Source organism: Nonomuraea dietziae (assembly GCF_014195505.1).
GTDB lineage: Bacteria > Actinomycetota > Actinomycetes > Streptosporangiales > Streptosporangiaceae > Nonomuraea > Nonomuraea roseola.
Genome location: NZ_JACIBV010000001.1, coordinates 6,418,368 through 6,433,984, shown reverse-complemented (window position 1 = coordinate 6,433,984; position 15,617 = coordinate 6,418,368). Strand labels below are relative to the sequence as shown.

The window sequence follows — 15,617 nt, the reverse complement described above, 5'->3', positions numbered from 1 at the left end:
CCTCACCCGCCCTAGCGGAAGGCGTTACGAACGCAACCTTTGCAGTCTACGGCACTCAGGTGTTGCCCTCGAACAGACTGGTCACCGAGCCGTCGCTGAACACCTCGGTGATCGCCCTGCCGATGAGCGGCGCGATGGACAGCACCGTCAGCTTGTCGAACCTCTTCTCCTCCGACAGCGGCAGCGTGTTGGTCACGATGACCTCGGAGATGCGGGAGTTCTTCAGCCTGTCGACCGCGGGGTCGGAGAAGACCGCGTGGGTGGCCGCCACGATCACGTTCGTGGCCCCCTGCTCGTACAGCGCGTCGGCCGCCTTGCAGATCGTGCCCGCGGTGTCGATCATGTCGTCGATCAGCACGCAGGTGCGGCCCCGCACCTTGCCGACGACCTCGTTGACCTTCACGGAGTTGGCCACGTCGAGGTCGCGTCGCTTGTGGATGAAGGCCATGGGGGTGCCGAGCGTGTCGGCCCACCGCTCCGACAGCCGCACGCGGCCGGTGTCGGGCGAGACGATCGTGGTGTTGGCCAGGTCGAGCTTGTCCTTGAGGTAGCTCTCGAGCACCGGCATCGCGAACAGGTGGTCGACGGGTCCGTCGAAGAAGCCCTGGATCTGCGAGGTGTGCAGGTCGATCGACATCAGCCGGTCGGCGCCCGCGGTCTTGAAGATGTCGGCCATGAGCCTGGCGGTGATGGGCTCGCGTCCGCGGCCCTTCTTGTCCTGGCGGGCGTAGCCGAAGAACGGCATGACCACGGTGATGCGCTTGGCGGAGGCCCGCTTCAGCGCGTCGACCATGATGAGCTGCTCCATGATCCACTTGTTGATCGGGCCGGTGTGGCTCTGGATCACGAAGGCGTCGCACCCGCGTACCGACTCGAGGTAACGGGCGTAGATCTCGCCGTTGGCGAAGTCGATCAGCTTCGTCGGGGTGAGCGAGACACCCACGTGGTTGGCCACCTCTTCGGCCAGTTCAGGATAGGCCCGTCCAGAAAAGAGCATCAGCTCCTTGGATCCCGGCTGTTTGATGCTCGTCACGTGCCACTCTCCTGCTCTTGCTCGGCCAGCGCCCTTTCGGCCGCCGCTGCCGACTTCGTGCCCGCGCGCCTGCGCAAGACCCATTTCTCGATGTTGCGCTGCCGCGCTCTGGCCACGCCCATCGCCCCCGGAGGCACGTCGTCGACGATGACCGATCCGGCCGCCGTGTAGGCGCCGTCGCCGACGGTCACCGGAGCGACCAGCATGGTGTCACACCCCGCGAAGACGCCGTCTCCGATGGTGGTGTGGTGCTTGTTGACCCCGTCGTAGTTGACGAAGACCGTGGAGGCGCCGATGTTGGCGTCCTCGCCGATCGTCGCGTCGCCCACGTAGGACAGGTGCGGCACCTTCGACCGCGCTCCTACCTTGGCGTTCTTCATCTCGACGTAGGTGCCCGCCTTGGCCTTGTGGCCGAGCTCGGTGCCCGGCCGCAGGTAGGCGTAGGGTCCGACCGAGGCCTCCGCCCCGATCACCGCGCTGTCGGCGACCGCGTTGCGCACCACCGCGCCCGCTCCGACGAAGGTGTCGGTCAGCGTGGTCGCGGGGCCGACCTCGGCGCCCGCCTCGATGCGGGTGCGGCCGTGCAGCTGCGTGGCGGGATGGATCACCGCGTCCTGCTCGATCTCCACCGACACGTCGACGAACGTGCTGGAGGGGTCGATGACCGTGACGCCCGCTCGCATGTGCCGCTCGAGGACGCGCCGGTTGAGCACGCCGCGCGCGAACGCCAGCTGCACCCGGTCGTTGACCCCCTCGACCTCCACGTAGTCGTCGGCGACGTGCGCCCCGACCCTGTGGCCCTCCTCGCGCAGGATCGACAGCACGTCGGTGAGGTACTCCTCGCCCTGCGCGTTGTCGGTGGAGACCCGCTTGACCGCGTCGGCGAGCAGGAGCCCGTCGAAGGCGTAGACGCCGGAGTTCATCTCCCTGATCGCCCGCTGCGCGGGCGTGGCGTCCTTCTCCTCGACGATCTCGAGGACGGCTCCCGCCGCGTCGCGCAGGATCCTTCCGTAGCCCGTCGGGTCGGGGACCTCCGCGGTCAGCACGGTGACCGCGTTCCCCTCGCCGGCGTGGGTTTCGAGCAGCCGCCCCAGTGTCTCTGAGGTCAGCAGCGGCGTGTCGCCGTAGGTGACCAGCACCGTGCCGGCGATCGTGCCCGTCTCCTCGAGCACGGTGCGGACGGCGTGGCCGGTGCCGCGCTGCTCGCTCTGGACGATGGCCTTGGCGTCGGGGCTGGTCTGGACCAGGTGGCCGCCGACCCGTTCCTTCGCGTGACCGATGACGACGATGAGCCGCTCGGGATCGAGCTCCCTTGCGGCGGCGAGCATGTGGTCGACCAAGGACAGGCCGCACAGCTCATGGAGGACTTTGGGGGTCTGGCTCTTCATCCGGGTGCCCTCGCCGGCGGCGAGGACGATGACGGCGGCCGGGCGCGGCACACTCACGGACTGAGGCTCCCTGTGACGAGGCGGATCAGGGCTAGGTACGGCTACCGCACCGCTACCCTCCCGACACCGTGAGGATACCTGCCCGCCTTCGTCACCTCTTCACACCCATGGCGACATTCACCACAGCTCCGGCGCCAGGACTCGAACCTGAACAACGGACACCAAAAGACCGCGAGCTGCCAATTACTCAACGCCGGAAGAAGGGAGCCTGACGGCTACCCCGCGTCTAGGGTACCGGCGATTGGGCCCCGCGTGCCGATCGGGATCACAAGTTCGCCGAGGGGCGCGCGTGGTAGCAGATTCCCGGGGCAGGGACAAGCCATGGAATCCACTCAGCACACCCCGAAGACCTTCATCTTCCACACATTCGCATCTTAGGGATTCCTAACTTACGCTGACGTAGGTTACGGTTGCGTAGCCGGACAATCATCCTCATACACGTCGTGAGAGGTAGCCCATGACCGTTCTTGCCGACCGACCGGCGCCCGGTCCCAAGCCAGACGTAGACCCCGAGCCCAAGACCAGGGCCGAGCTGATCATCTTCGGCCTCGTCGTGGGGCTCCCTCTGGCCGCGATCGCAGCCGCCGTGCCGTTGGCATGGGGTTGGGGCATGCTGAGCTGGACCGACATCGCGATCGCCTTCGTCTTCTACATCGTCACGGGGCTGGGCGTCACCGTCGGCCTGCACCGCTACTTCACGCACGGGTCGTTCAAGGCCAAGCGGCCGATGAAGATCGCGCTGGGCATCGCGGGCAGCCTGTCGCTGGAGATGTCGGTGCTCGACTGGGTCGCCACCCACCGCAAGCACCACAAGTTCTCCGACAAGGAGGGCGACCCGCACTCGCCGTGGCGCTTCGGGCCCGGGTTCAGGTCGATGACCAAGGGTCTGCTCTACGCGCACATGGGCTGGCTGTTCGAGAGCGAGCGGACCAACAGGGAGAAGTACGCCCCTGACCTGTGCAAGGACCCCGACATCATCAAGCTGCACAAGTGGTTCCCCGCACTGGCCGTCACCTCCATCTTCCTGCCCGCCGTCCTCGGCGGGGTGCTGACCTGGTCGTGGCAGGGCGCGCTGACCGCCTTCTTCTGGGGCTCGCTGGTGCGCATCGGCCTGCTGCACCACGTGACGTGGTCGATCAACTCGATCTGTCACGTGTTCGGCGAGGAGGCCTTCCAGAGCCGCGACAAGTCGCGCAACGTGTGGTGGCTGGCGATCCCCTCCTTCGGCGAGTCGTGGCACAACCTGCACCACTCCGACCCGACGTGCGCCCGTCACGGGGCGCTGAAGGGGCAGATCGACCTCAGCGCCGGGCTGATCCGCATCTTCGAGCGATTCGGCTGGGTCCACGACGTCAGGTGGCCGACCCCTGAGCGCCTGGCGGCGAAGCGCATTGGCTAGTGCCGCTGCCACGGTGCCCGGTCACGGGCCGGGCACCGCCATGATGGAACCTGTGACCACCGAATCCCGATCTCGCAGGCGTATGACCGGTAGAGAGCGAAGAGAGCAGCTGATCACGATCAGCCGCACGCTGTTCGCCGAGAAGGGGTTCGACGGGACCTCCATCGAGGAGATCGCCGCCACGGCGCAGGTGTCCAAGCCTGTGGTGTACGAACACTTCGGCGGCAAGGAGGGCGTCTACGCGGTGGTGGTCGATCGCGAGATGCAGAAACTGCTCGGCATGATCACGGCGGCGCTGTCGGCGTCGCACTCGCTGATCAAGCTGGAGCGCGCGGCGCTGGCGCTGCTGCAGTACATCGAGGAGAGCAGCGAGGGCTTCCGGATCCTGGTGCGCGACTCGCACGCGGCCTCGGGCACCGGCACGTTCGCCAGCCTGATCAGTGAGATCGCCAGCCAGGTCGAGGACGTCCTGGCCGACGAGTTCAAGAGCAGGGGCTACGACCCCAAGCTGGCGCCGATGTACGCCCAGATGCTGGTGGGCATGGTGGCCCTGACCGGCCAGTGGTGGCTCGACGTGCGCAAGCCCGGGCGCGAGGAGGTCGCCTCGCACCTGGTGAACCTGGCGTGGAACGGCCTGACGGGCCTCAACCCGATGCCCCAGATCACCGCGACGAGCAAGGGCCTGGAGCTGTCGGCCACGGCGCCGCTGCCCCCGAGGCCGACCGAGAAGGAGCTCAAGGAGGCGCAGAAGGCGCGCGCCAAGGAGCTCAAGGAGGCCGAGAAGGCCAGGGAGCGCGAGCTGAAGGAGCGCGAGCGGCTGCTGCGCGAGGCCGAGAGGGCCAGGGAGCGCGAGGAGAAGCTCCGTCAGCGGGAGGCCAGACTGGCCGAGCGGGCGGCGAAGCTCGAACAAGAGTGAGTCGTTGAGCCAGCGTTAACGCTTTGTTCAATCTAATTGGGCATATTACGGGATATGTCCGCCGAGCTCCTGTCCTCTGGAAACGACCTGCCCCTGCCTCAGGAGCGGTTCCTCAACCGCGAGGAGAGCTGGCTCCAGTTCAACGAACGCGTACTCGAGCTGGCCGAGGACCCCTCCCTTCCCCTTCTCGAGCGGGTGCGGTTCCTGGCGATCTTCGCGAGCAACCTCGACGAGTTCTTCAGGGTGAGGGTGGCGGGCCTCAAACGCCGCATGGCGACGGGCCTGCTGCTGCGGACCAAGAGCGGGCTCAAGCCGCGCGAGGAGCTGGCGCGGATCGCGACGATAGCCGACGACCTCGCCAAACGGCACGCGGCCCTCTTCCACGAGCGCATCTGCCCGCAGCTGGCCGCCGAGGGCATCGAGATCGTCCGGTGGGACGACCTCGGCCGCGATGAGCGCACCGAGCTGCGCAAGCTGTTCAGGGAGCGGATCCGTCCCGTCCTGACGCCGCTGGCCGTCGACCCCGCGCACCCCTTCCCCTACATCTCCGGCCTGAGCCTCAACCTGGCCGTCGTCGTGCGCAACCCCTCCACCGACCACACCGTCTTCGCCAGGGTGAAGGTGCCCTCCCAGCTGCCTCGCTTCGTGGCCGCCTCGAAGAACAGGTTCGTCCCGCTGGAGGACGTGATCGCGGCCCATCTCGGCCAGCTGTTCAAGGGCATGGAGATCCTGCAGCACCACGCCTTCAGAGTCACCCGCAACGAGGATCTCGACGTCGACGAGGACGTGACGGAGAACCTCATGAAGGCGCTGGAGAAGGAGCTGCTCAAGCGCCGATTCGGCCCCGCGGTGCGGCTCGAGGTCGAGCAGACGATCACCCCTGAGGTTCTGGAGCTGCTGGTCGACGAGCTCGACGTGGCGCCGCACGAGATCTACAGGGTCGACGGCCCGCTCGACCTGACGGGCCTCGACGCCATCGCCGACCTGGACAGGGGCGAGCTGAGCTTCCGCCCGTTCGTCCCCGCCGAGGCCATCCACGCCGAGGACGACATCTTCACCGTGCTGCGCGAGCGCGACGTGCTGCTGCACCATCCCTACGACTCCTTCGCCACCAGCGTGCAGCGCTTCATCGAGGAGGCGGCCGAGGACCCGCAGGTACTGGCGATCAAGCAGACGCTCTACCGCACCAGCGGCGACTCCCCCATCGTGAACGCGCTGATCGACGCGGCCGAGGCCGGCAAGCAGGTCGTGGTCGTCGTGGAGATCAAGGCCCGCTTCGACGAGCACGCGAACATCTCGTGGGCGCGCAAGCTGGAGAAGGCCGGCTGCCACGTGGTCTACGGCGTGGTCGGGCTGAAGACGCACTGCAAGCTCGCCCTGGTCGTACGGCAGGAGCCCTCGGGCGAGCTGCGCCGCTACTGCCACATCGGGACGGGCAACTACAACCCGAAGACCGCCCGCGTGTACGAGGACTTCGGCCTGCTCACCGCCGACCCGCTGGTCGGCGAGGACGTCACCGACCTGTTCATCCACCTGACCGGCTACTCCAACCACTCGGCCTACCGCAGGCTGCTGGTGGCCCCGCACTCGCTGAGAGGCGGCCTGCTGGCCAGGATCGAGCGGGAGATCGCCCACCAGCAGGCGGGCAGGCCCGCCCGCATCAGGATCAAGACCAACTCCCTGGTGGACGAGCAGATGATCGACGCGCTCTACCGGGCCTCCCGCGCGGGCGTGCGGGTGGACCTGTGGGTGCGGGGCATCTGCGCGCTCCGTCCTGGGATTCCCGGCCTGTCGGAGAACATCAGGGTCCGCTCGGTCCTGGGGCGGTTCCTGGAGCACTCCAGGGTCTACGAGTTCGGGCTCGGCAGGCGCCCCGAGATCTGGATCGGCAGCGCCGACCTGATGCGCCGCAACCTCGACAGGAGGGTGGAGGCACTGGTGAAGGTGACAGGCCAGTCGCACAGGGCCTACCTGATCGAGGTCATGGACCTGGCGATGGCCGACACCACCAACTGCTGGTGGCTGAACTCCGACGGCACATGGAGTCGCCACGACGGCGACGACCTGCAGAGCCACCTGATCGGGACGCGCCGGTGGAGGACCATTGACGACTGAGCTCATCAGGGCCGCGGGCGCGGTCGTCTGGCGGGGCGACGAGGTCGCCCTCGTCCACAGGCCCAAGTACGACGACTGGACCTTCCCCAAGGGCAAGGTGAAGCCGGGCGAGCACGTGATCGCCGCCGCGCTGCGCGAGGTGCGGGAGGAGACTGGGCTCACCGTGCTCCTCGGCAGGGCGCTGCCCGCCGTCCACTACCTGAGGAAGGGCCGCCTGAAGCGGGTCGACTACTGGACGGCCCGCGCCGTCTCGGGCGAGTTCGTCCCTGGTCCCGAGGTGGACGAGCTGGTCTGGCTCACCCGCGACGCGGCGCGCGCCCGCCTCAGCTACGAGTGGGACGCGAGCCTGCTGACCGCCCCTCCGCCGCAGACCACCCCGCTGCTCCTCGTACGGCACGGCAGCGCGGGCTCGCGCGACGCGTGGGAGGGCGACGACGACCTGCGTCCCCTCGACGACGACGGCCTGGCCCAGGCGCGCACCCTTGCCACGGTGCTGCCCGCCTACCGGCCCTCCTCGCTGGTCAGCTCGCCGAGCATGCGGTGCGTGCAGACGCTTCCCGGAGCCGACCTGCGGCTCGACCCGCTGCTCAGCGAGCACGGCTACGACAGGGAGCAGAGCGCCGAGCTCGTCCGCGGACTCGAGGGGCCCTCGGCCGTGTGCAGCCACGGCAAGGTGCTGCCTCCGCTGATCGACGAGCTCAGCGGCCTGCGCGTGCACCTGCGCAAGGGCGCCTTCGCCGTCCTCCACCGCCTGGACGGCCGGGTCGTCCACATCGAGCGCTACGCGGTCTGAACCTTCGCCCACACCTGGGGGAAGTCGGCGTGCGCGCGCTCGGCGGCCGCTCGCTCGATGCCCACCAGCACGCCGTAGGTGAAGGTGTCCTCGCCCGCCTGCCGCGCGCTCTCGGCCTCTCGGGCGAGCGTCTCCTGCGCGACGACCCCGTCCTGGTGGGCCCCGAGCGCTTCCTGGACGGCTTCGGCGCGTTTGGCCAGCTTGTCCACGCCGATCGCCTCAGCGGTGTACCGGGCCCGTTTGGCCGCCTTGCGTACCTCGTGCATGGCCGTCTCGCGCTCGCCGGGATCCGTCACGGTCCGAGCGTGATCGTAGGCCTTCGACACGCGCTGCCAGTTCTTGTCCGCGATCGCGGACAGCGCGGCCCCTGCCGGCTTGCCCGCCGTCTTGCCCAGGGACGGCTCGGCGACCAGGCGGTCGAGGGCGTCGAGCAGCGCGAAGTAACGCGGGCCGCTCAGCGTCTCCCTGATCCTGCCGTGGGCCTCCTGCTCGCGCTTGCCCAGGTCGTCGCCGAGGCGTACCTGGATGGGGCCCGCCACGAGCTCGGGGGCGAGCCTCCTGAGGCGCTCCGCGAACCTGGCTCTGATGACCTCGAGGTCACGGGCCTCGCCGAGCACGGCGGCGAGCCACTTCAGCTCCTCCTGGACAGGTTCGGTGTCCTTGACCACGCTCGTGAACGCCTTCAGGGCGCTGCGCAGCCTGCGCGAGGCGACGCGCATCTGGTGCACGGCGTCGTCCTCCGCCCTGCGGGCGCGGGGGTCCTGCGAGAGGAGGGCGGCGACCTGGTCCGCGAGGTAGTTCACGACGACCTCGCCGGCGCTGCCGTGCTGGACATCCGCGCGGATCGGCGGCGCGGGCTCGAGCAGCCTGGCGAGCTTGCTGGCCGAGCTCGCGGGGACGGCTCCGGCCTTGCGCAGCCGCTTGCCGACCTTCGCCAGCAGGTCCTGGTCGCCGTCGACCAGTTCGGCCTCGACCTCTCGCCATCGCTGGACGCGCGGCTCGTCGCCGAAGACGGTGCCCTTGACGCGGTCGTCGGCCACCTCGACGGCTCCGCCCACCAGGGTCACGGTTCTGCGGGTGTCGAGCTCGGCCACCACGCGCAGCTCGGCTCCCCGCGTGTAGCCCTGGACGAGGTCGGCCAGCTCGGCGGGGACGACCTTGGTGCTGCGGGTGAGCGGCAGCTGGATCTCCTGGCGCGCCCCCTTGGCCTTGGGCAGCTTGAGGTGCCAGCCCGGATCGGACCCCCCGCGCCGCCGCCGCAGCGTGACACCCCTGGCGGCCAGGCGCAGATCGGCGGTGTCGTAGTAGAGCGCCACCAGCTGGTAGCTCTTGGGGCCGGTGATCTGGCCCAGCTTGCTCAGATCGGGCACCTCGTAGTCACCCGGTACGTCGAACTTGTCCTCGATCTCGATGCCCACTGCACCTCGCAACCGTTCGATTGCGGACAATCATGCCACTAGGCGATGAACGGGAGAAGTTTTCTCACTTCTGCCCGACCACGAAGATCCGGCGGAACGGGAACGGCGTGCCGTACGACCGGGTGGGGTAGGCCTCGTCGAGCAGGACGGCCAGCTCGTCGGTGAAGCGGGCGCGCTCGTCGGGTTCGAGCCGATCGAAGATCGGGCGCAGCGCGGTGCCCGAGATCCAGTTGAGCACGGCGTTCTCACCCTGCAGGACGTGGACGTAGGTGGTCTCCCACGCGTCCACCCGCAGGCCGAGGGCGGCGAGCTGGTCCAGGTAGGCCACCGGCTCGGCGACCGGCCACGGGCGCTCGAACTCGCCCAGCTTGTCCCTCCAGTTGTCGCTGGCGCACAGCCTGCGGATCAGCACGTGGCTGGGGGCGTCGAAGTTGCCCGGCACCTGGAAGGCGAGCCAGCCGCCCGAGCTGAGGTCGTCGATCCAGCGCTCGAACAGGTCGCGGTGCTGGGGCACCCACTGCAGCAGCGCGTTGGAGACCATCACGTCGATGGGGCGGTCGGGGTGCCAGAGCGCGACGTCGGCGACGTCGAAGCGGGCCCTGGTCTCGAGGCGGCGCGCCTTGGTGATCATCGCGGGAGAGGAGTCGAAGCCGTAGACGGTGGCGCGCGGCCAGCGCTCGGCGAGTGTCGCGGTGAGTTCACCCGATCCGCAGCCCGCGTCGACGACATAATCGGGTTGATCGGCCCGCACCCGCCCGACCAGCTCGAAGAAGGGCCTGGAGCGCTCGTCGGCGTACGCGGCATAGGTCGCGGGGTCCCAGATATCTCTTGACATAAAGATAATTGATATCGAGATATATATCTCGATGTCAAGACAGTACACTCGTGTCATGACGATGGACGAGGTCGACAGGCTGGTGGCGTCCTGGCAGCAGGAGCGTCCCGATCTCGATGTGACGCCGCTGCAGGTGCTGAGCCGCGTCTCCCGCCTTGCCCGTCATCTCGACAGGGCGCGGCGAGCCTCCTTCGCCGAGCACGACCTCGAGCCGTGGGAGTTCGACGTGCTCACCGCGCTGCGCAGGGCGGGCAAGCCGTACGAGCTGTCGCCTGGGGCGCTGCTGCGCGCCACACTGGTGACCTCGGGAACCATGACCAACCGCATCGACAGGCTGGCCCAGGCCGGGCTGGTGCGGCGGCGGCCCGATCCCGAGGACCGGCGCGGCGTGCTCGTGTCGCTGACCGACGACGGGCGGGCGCGGGTCGACGCGGCCTTCGCCGACCTGCTGCGCCGCGAACGGGAGCTGCTGGCGGGGCTGGGAGCCGAGGAGCAGAGGGCCCTCGCCGACCTCCTGCGCACCCTCCTCACACCCTTCGACGCCTGACCACGCGCCGAGCGCTACTCGCCGAGACGCTCGGCGACCTCCAGCCACTCCGCCTCGACCGCGTCCTTCTCGCTCAGGATGTCGCGCAGCTTCGCGTCGAGCTCGCCCAGCTTGGCGTAGTCGCTGGCCGCGTCGGCCATCGCCGCGTGGAGCTTGTCCTCCTGCCCTGCGAGCTTGTCGAGCTGGCGCTCGAGGCGGCTCAGCTCCTTGCGCAGCTCACGCTCCTCCTTGGCCGACATCCCCGTGGGCTCGGCCTTCACGGGAGCGGCCGCCACGGGCGCGCCACCGGCGACCCTGGCCGTCACCGCCGTGCCCGCCGCCCTGCGCTGCAGGTACTCGTCCACCCCGCCCGGCAGCATCGACAGCCGACCGTCGCCCAGCAGCGCCACGCACCGGTCGGCGACGCGCTCCAGGAAGTAACGGTCGTGGCTGACCAGCACGAGCGTGCCTGGCCAGCCGTCGAGCAGGTCCTCCAGCTCGTTCAGCGTCTCGATGTCGAGGTCGTTGGTCGGCTCGTCGAGCAGCAGGACGTTCGGGTCGTCCATGAGCAGGCGCAGCAGCTGGAGCCGCCGCCGCTCACCGCCCGACAGGTCGCCGACGACCTTCCACTGCGCCTCGCCCTTGAAACCGAGCCGTTCGAGCAGCTGGGAGGCGGTCCACTCCTTCTTGCCCAGCTGGATGTACTTGCGGATCTGCTCCACCGACTCGAGCACGCGCTGCCCCGGATCGACGTCGGTCAGCTCCTGCGACAGGTAGGCCAGGCGCACCGTCCTGCCGCGCACGATGCGTCCGGAGTCGGGCTTGACCTGGTCGGCGAGCAGGCGCAGCACGGTCGACTTGCCCGAGCCGTTGACCCCGATCAGCCCGATCCTGTCGCCGGGACCGAACTGGAAGGTGGAGTGGTCGAGCACCAGCGGACCCGCGTCGGGCCCGCCCGCGTGCAGCGTGACGTCCTCGAGGTCGTAGACGGTCCTGCCGAGCCGCGCCGCCGCGAACTTCATCAGCTCGACGGTCTCCCTCACGGGAGGCTCGTCGGCGATCAGCGCCTGCGCCGCCTCGATCCTGAACTTCGGCTTCGACGTCCGCGCGGGCGGACCCCTGCGCAGCCAGGCGATCTCCTTGCGCATGAGGTTCTGGCGGCGCTCCTCCGCGGCCTGCGCGATGCGCGCCCGCTCGGCCTTGGCCAGCACGTACGCGGCGTAACCGCCCTCGTAGCGCTCGACCCTGCCGTCGACGACCTCCCACGTCCTGGTGGAGACGGCGTCGAGGAACCACCGGTCGTGCGTCACGACCAGCAGCGCGCTCTTGCGCTGCGACAGGTGCCCCGCCAGCCACGCGATCGCCTCGATGTCGAGGTGGTTGGTGGGCTCGTCGAGCATGATCAGCTCATGCTCGTCGATGAGCAGCTTCGCCAGCGCCGTACGCCGCCGCTCCCCACCGGACAGGTCTCCGACCTTGCTCTCCAGGTCGAGGTCGCCGATGAGGTTGGCGAGGATCTCCCTGATCGCCTGGTCGCCCGCCCACTCGTGCTCGGCACGGCCGCCGAGCACGGTCTCGTGGATGGTCCTGCCGGGGTCGAGGTCGTCGCGCTGGGACAGCAGGCCGACCCGCAGACCCCTGTTGTGCGTCACACGGCCGGTGTCGGGCTTCACCGTCCCCGCGACCACCGACAGCAGCGTCGTCTTGCCACCGCCGTTGCGCCCGACCACGCCGATGCGCTCACCGGCCTCGATGCCGAGGGAGACGTCACTCAGCAGTGGCTTGGGCCCGTAGGCATGGGAAACAGACTCAAGATTGACCAGATTCATCGCTCACCAAGGCTATCCCCTCCCCCGTCCACGACGGCCCATCGCCGACCGGCCCTCAAACGATCGACGCCCCCGCCACGGGGCCGTGCGCGGGCACCGCCGTACGGCACACTCCCGCGCCCTTCAGCGCCTCGGCCAGCTCGCGGGCGTGCTCCTCGTCGGCGGCCAGGAACGCGCACGTCGGCCCCGACCCCGACACGATCGCGCCCAGCGCCCCGTGCTCGCGCCCCGCCTCCAGCGTCCTGGCCAGGGATCCGCGCAGCGTCAGCGCGGGCTCCTGGAGGTCGTTGGTCAGCTCGGCGCCCAGCGCCCGCGCGTCGCCGTCCTTCAGCGCCCTCAGCAGCGCCTCGCTCACCTGCGGCCACGCCACCGGCGTGCCCGCCGCCGCCCTCAGCCTGTCGCACTCGGCGTAGACCTTCGCCGTGGACAGCCCGCCGTCCGCGACGGCGAACACCCAGTGGAAGTCGCCCTTGACCGGCAGCGCGGTCAGCTGCTCGCCCCTGCCCGTGCCCACCGCCGTACCGCCGAGCAGGGAGAACGGCACGTCGCTCCCCAGGTCCGCGGCGATCTCCATCAGGTCCTCCAGCGGCAGCCCGAGCCCCCACAGCTCGTTGCAGGCCACCAGGGTGCCCGCCGCGTCGGCGCTGCCTCCGGCCATGCCGCCCGCCACGGGGATCGCCTTGCGGATGACCAGCTCGACGCCGTACGTCCTGCCCGCGTGCTTGGCCAGCGCCCTGGCGGCCTGGATGGCAAGGTTGCCGTCGTCGACGGGCACCTGGTCGGCGGACTCGCCCTCCACCCGCACCGAGACCGTCTCCGACTCCTTGGCCACGACCTCGTCGAAGACCGAGACGGCGTGGAAGACGTTCACCAGGTCGTGGAAGCCGTCATCCCGCAAGGGGCCCACGGACAGCTGGACGTTGACCTTTGCGGGCACCCGGACGGTCACGGAACTCATCTGCTTCTGCCACTCTCATCGGCCTGCGGGGTCAAGGCTCTCGATGCTATCGGGACCCACCTGCGCCCCACGCCCTGCTCTTCCGCCCGCACCCGGCCGTCATATCCTGCGAACACCGGACCGGGGATCTGCGGAAGCCGTCCACAAGCCTCCGCAGAACCGCGATCCGCCGCGCAGAACCTCGGCCACATAAAAGGGCCACCTCGCAGAACCGTCACTCACACAGAACCTCGGCCTCCCAGAAACGTAGACCTCCCGCACACGTCGACCTCACCAAAACCTCGGCCTCGCAGAAAGGTCGACCTCGTAGACAAGGTGAAGTGAACTGATGTCCCAGGTAACGGTCATCGAAGTACCGCAGTGGCAGGGCTCGTCCTCCCCTACCGCCCACCGACTGCGCGACGGCGCCAAGCTGCTCGCCGAGATGGTCCCCAACGCGGTACACCTGCGCGTGGACATCGCCGACGGCGACGCCCCCGCCGCCCTCGCCACCACCGCCGGCCGCACCCGCGCCGCCCTGGCCCAAGCCCCCGACGGGCTCGTGGTGACCGTCGGCGGAGACTGCGGCGTCGACCTCGCTCCCGTCTCCGCCGCCCTCGACCGGTACGGCGACCGCCTCGCCCTCGTCTGGTTCGACGCCCACGGCGACCTCAACACCCCCGGCTCCTCCCCCTCGGGCGCCTTCCACGGGATGGTGCTGCGCACGCTGACCGGCGAAGGACACGACGCCCTGCTGCCCGAGCACCCCATCCACCCTGAGCGGATCGTCCTGGCAGGTGCCCGCGACCTCGACCCCGCCGAGCGCGACTTCGCCACCTCCAGTGGCCTCACCCATCTCGGCGTGACCGACCTGTCCGACCCCGCCACCCTGGTCCAGGCCGTCACCGACACGGGCGCCGACGTGGTCTACATCCACATCGACCTGGACGTCCTGGACCCCGCCACCTTCGCCTCGGTCGGTGTCCCCGCCCCCGGCGGCCTCCTGCCCGACGACCTCCTCAAGCTCGTCAGGACGCTGACGGAGCACTTCGAGCTGGCGGGAATCGGCATCACCGAGTACGAACCGTCCCGCCCCGAGGACCAACTCCTCCTCACTCCCCTGATCGCCAACCTCACCACCCCCTGAGGCCAGGTACGGCAACCACAAGCGGGCCTCGGAGACCAGGTACGGCAACCACAAGCGAACCTCGCAGCCGCCCCTCAACGGCAGCACGACCCCCTTCGCGGCGGCGACCCGACCACCCTCGACCCTGGCACCCCCGAATCGCCACCAAACACCAGGCCCGACTCACCCCCCGAGCACTCAGACAGCCTCCCCCCAAACACCACGCCAACCCACCCCCCAGACACCAACACCAACCCGCAGCTCCGAGCACCGAGCACCGAGCACCGAGCACCGAGCACCGAGCACCGAGCACCGAGCACCGAGCACCGAGACCAGCTCACCCAAACACCAGGCCGACTCACCCCCAGACACCGAGGCCAGCCACGCCCCGGGCATTGAGGCCGGCTTCGCCGCCAAGCGCTCAGACTCGACTCGCATCGAGCAACAGCGCGCCCGGCCCGTATCGGAGCGCCCGAGGAAGCCCCGACGCGTCGCCTCCGGCCGGAGATCCAGCCGACGAACGCGCCGACGGCCTCCACCCCGCGTTCCCGTCATGGCGGCAGTTCTCCTCAAGTCCTCTCTGTTGAGGCGCTCGGCCAGTGGCCAGGCCGACTACCTTCAGCTCTCCGTGCAGCCGGCTGGGTGGAGGACGGCGACATCACGCCGAGAAGGCCGGTACTCCACCGCTGGAGCAGACGCACTCTGCGTGCGGAGCCAACGAACAGGAAGACAGCGGCCAGGCCGGGTGGCTTCAGCTCCCCGTTCGGGCGGCTGGATGGGGGACGACGACATCGCGAGCGGCCATCACGCCGAGAAGGCCGGTACTCCACCGCTGGAGCAGACGCACTCTGCGGGCGGAGCCAACGAACAGGAAGACAGCGGCCAGGCCGGGTGGCTTCAGCTCCCCGTTCGGGCGGCTGGATGGGGGACGACGACATCGCGAGCGGCCATCACGCCGAGAAGGCCGGTACTCCACCGCTGGAGCAGACGCACTCTGCGGGCGGAGCCAACGAACAGGAAGGCAGTGGCCAGGAGGATGACGGACAGGACGGTCACCCACCCCGAACTTCCAGGGACCGCGCCGATAACGCCTGGGAGGAAGGCGGCCACCAGGCCCACCGGAAGGATCTCCACTTGGCCGCCGATCTGATCGCCCGCCTACTGGCCAGATAGACACGATCACGGGCATCGGAGCCCACCGCCGGCATCCACGAGCGCGATCAGCGGTACCTCGACGCAGCC

The 15,617-nt window shown here is 69.3% G+C and carries 12 protein-coding genes and 1 tRNA gene; 6 read left to right on the top strand and 7 right to left on the bottom strand.

What is annotated here, in order from left to right; translation table 11 throughout:
• Window positions 1-55 precede the first annotated feature (55 nt).
• The 3 genes from FHR33_RS30800 to FHR33_RS30790 all read right to left on the bottom strand — a co-directional run bounded on the left by FHR33_RS30800 (window position 56) and on the right by FHR33_RS30790 (window position 2,679).
• Window positions 56-1,033: a ribose-phosphate diphosphokinase gene (locus FHR33_RS30800; RefSeq protein WP_183655094.1), complete on the bottom strand. Its 978-nt coding sequence runs from the start codon at window positions 1,031-1,033 to the stop codon at window positions 56-58.
• Window positions 1,030-2,478: a bifunctional UDP-N-acetylglucosamine diphosphorylase/glucosamine-1-phosphate N-acetyltransferase GlmU gene (gene glmU, locus FHR33_RS30795; protein ID WP_183655092.1), complete on the bottom strand. Its 1,449-nt coding sequence runs from the start codon at window positions 2,476-2,478 to the stop codon at window positions 1,030-1,032. The genes FHR33_RS30800 and glmU overlap by 4 nt, the downstream gene beginning before the upstream one ends.
• Before the next feature lie 129 nt (window positions 2,479-2,607).
• A tRNA-Gln gene (locus FHR33_RS30790) sits at window positions 2,608-2,679 on the bottom strand.
• 259 nt (window positions 2,680-2,938) lie between these two features.
• On the opposite strand from FHR33_RS30790, the gene FHR33_RS30785 reads away from it, so the two are divergent.
• The 4 genes from FHR33_RS30785 to FHR33_RS30770 are packed head-to-tail and all read left to right on the top strand — an operon-like array spanning window position 2,939 to window position 7,704.
• Window positions 2,939-3,880: an acyl-CoA desaturase gene (locus FHR33_RS30785; RefSeq protein ID WP_183655090.1), complete on the top strand. Its 942-nt coding sequence runs from the start codon at window positions 2,939-2,941 to the stop codon at window positions 3,878-3,880.
• A 43-nt stretch (window positions 3,881-3,923) separates the two neighbouring features.
• Window positions 3,924-4,796 (top strand): TetR/AcrR family transcriptional regulator, encoded by an 873-nt coding sequence (locus tag FHR33_RS30780; protein ID WP_246453217.1) that lies wholly within the window; start codon window positions 3,924-3,926, stop codon window positions 4,794-4,796.
• Window positions 4,797-4,850: 54 nt separating this feature from the next.
• Entirely contained in the window at window positions 4,851-6,911 is a 2,061-nt protein-coding gene (locus FHR33_RS30775) for an RNA degradosome polyphosphate kinase (RefSeq protein WP_183655088.1), read from the top strand.
• The gene (locus FHR33_RS30770; RefSeq protein WP_183655087.1) at window positions 6,901-7,704 is read left to right on the top strand and encodes an NUDIX hydrolase; all 804 of its coding nucleotides are present in this window, start codon (window positions 6,901-6,903) and stop codon (window positions 7,702-7,704) included. Before FHR33_RS30775 ends, FHR33_RS30770 begins: the two co-directional genes overlap by 11 nt.
• On the opposite strand, the gene FHR33_RS30765 is transcribed toward FHR33_RS30770, so the two are convergent.
• Together FHR33_RS30765 and FHR33_RS30760 are read right to left on the bottom strand one after the other, a co-directional pair.
• Entirely contained in the window at window positions 7,692-9,122 is a 1,431-nt protein-coding gene (locus FHR33_RS30765) for a CYTH and CHAD domain-containing protein (RefSeq protein ID WP_183655084.1), read from the bottom strand. The genes FHR33_RS30770 and FHR33_RS30765 overlap by 13 nt on opposite strands.
• A gap of 64 nt (window positions 9,123-9,186) precedes the next feature.
• Window positions 9,187-9,957, bottom strand: coding sequence for a trans-aconitate 2-methyltransferase (locus FHR33_RS30760; protein ID WP_221241316.1), 771 nt, complete (start codon window positions 9,955-9,957; stop codon window positions 9,187-9,189).
• Between the two features lie 55 nt (window positions 9,958-10,012).
• Between FHR33_RS30760 and FHR33_RS30755 the strand changes: the two genes are divergently transcribed.
• Window positions 10,013-10,504: a MarR family winged helix-turn-helix transcriptional regulator gene (locus tag FHR33_RS30755; protein WP_281388190.1), complete on the top strand. Its 492-nt coding sequence runs from the start codon at window positions 10,013-10,015 to the stop codon at window positions 10,502-10,504.
• Window positions 10,505-10,518: 14 nt separating this feature from the next.
• Here the strand turns inward: FHR33_RS30755 and FHR33_RS30750 are convergent, their stop codons facing one another.
• Window positions 10,519-12,312 (bottom strand): ABC-F family ATP-binding cassette domain-containing protein, encoded by a 1,794-nt coding sequence (locus FHR33_RS30750; RefSeq protein ID WP_183655081.1) that lies wholly within the window; start codon window positions 12,310-12,312, stop codon window positions 10,519-10,521.
• Between the two features lie 55 nt (window positions 12,313-12,367).
• Complete coding sequence (locus tag FHR33_RS30745) at window positions 12,368-13,270, bottom strand: 4-(cytidine 5'-diphospho)-2-C-methyl-D-erythritol kinase (protein ID WP_183655078.1); 903 nt, start codon at window positions 13,268-13,270, stop codon at window positions 12,368-12,370.
• A gap of 328 nt (window positions 13,271-13,598) precedes the next feature.
• Here FHR33_RS30745 and FHR33_RS30740 point away from each other — a divergent pair, with 328 nt between their 5' ends.
• Window positions 13,599-14,396 carry an arginase family protein gene (locus tag FHR33_RS30740; protein ID WP_183655076.1) on the top strand — a complete coding sequence of 266 codons (798 nt, stop codon included), beginning with the start codon at window positions 13,599-13,601 and terminating at the stop codon, window positions 14,394-14,396.
• Window positions 14,397-15,617 lie beyond the last annotated feature (1,221 nt).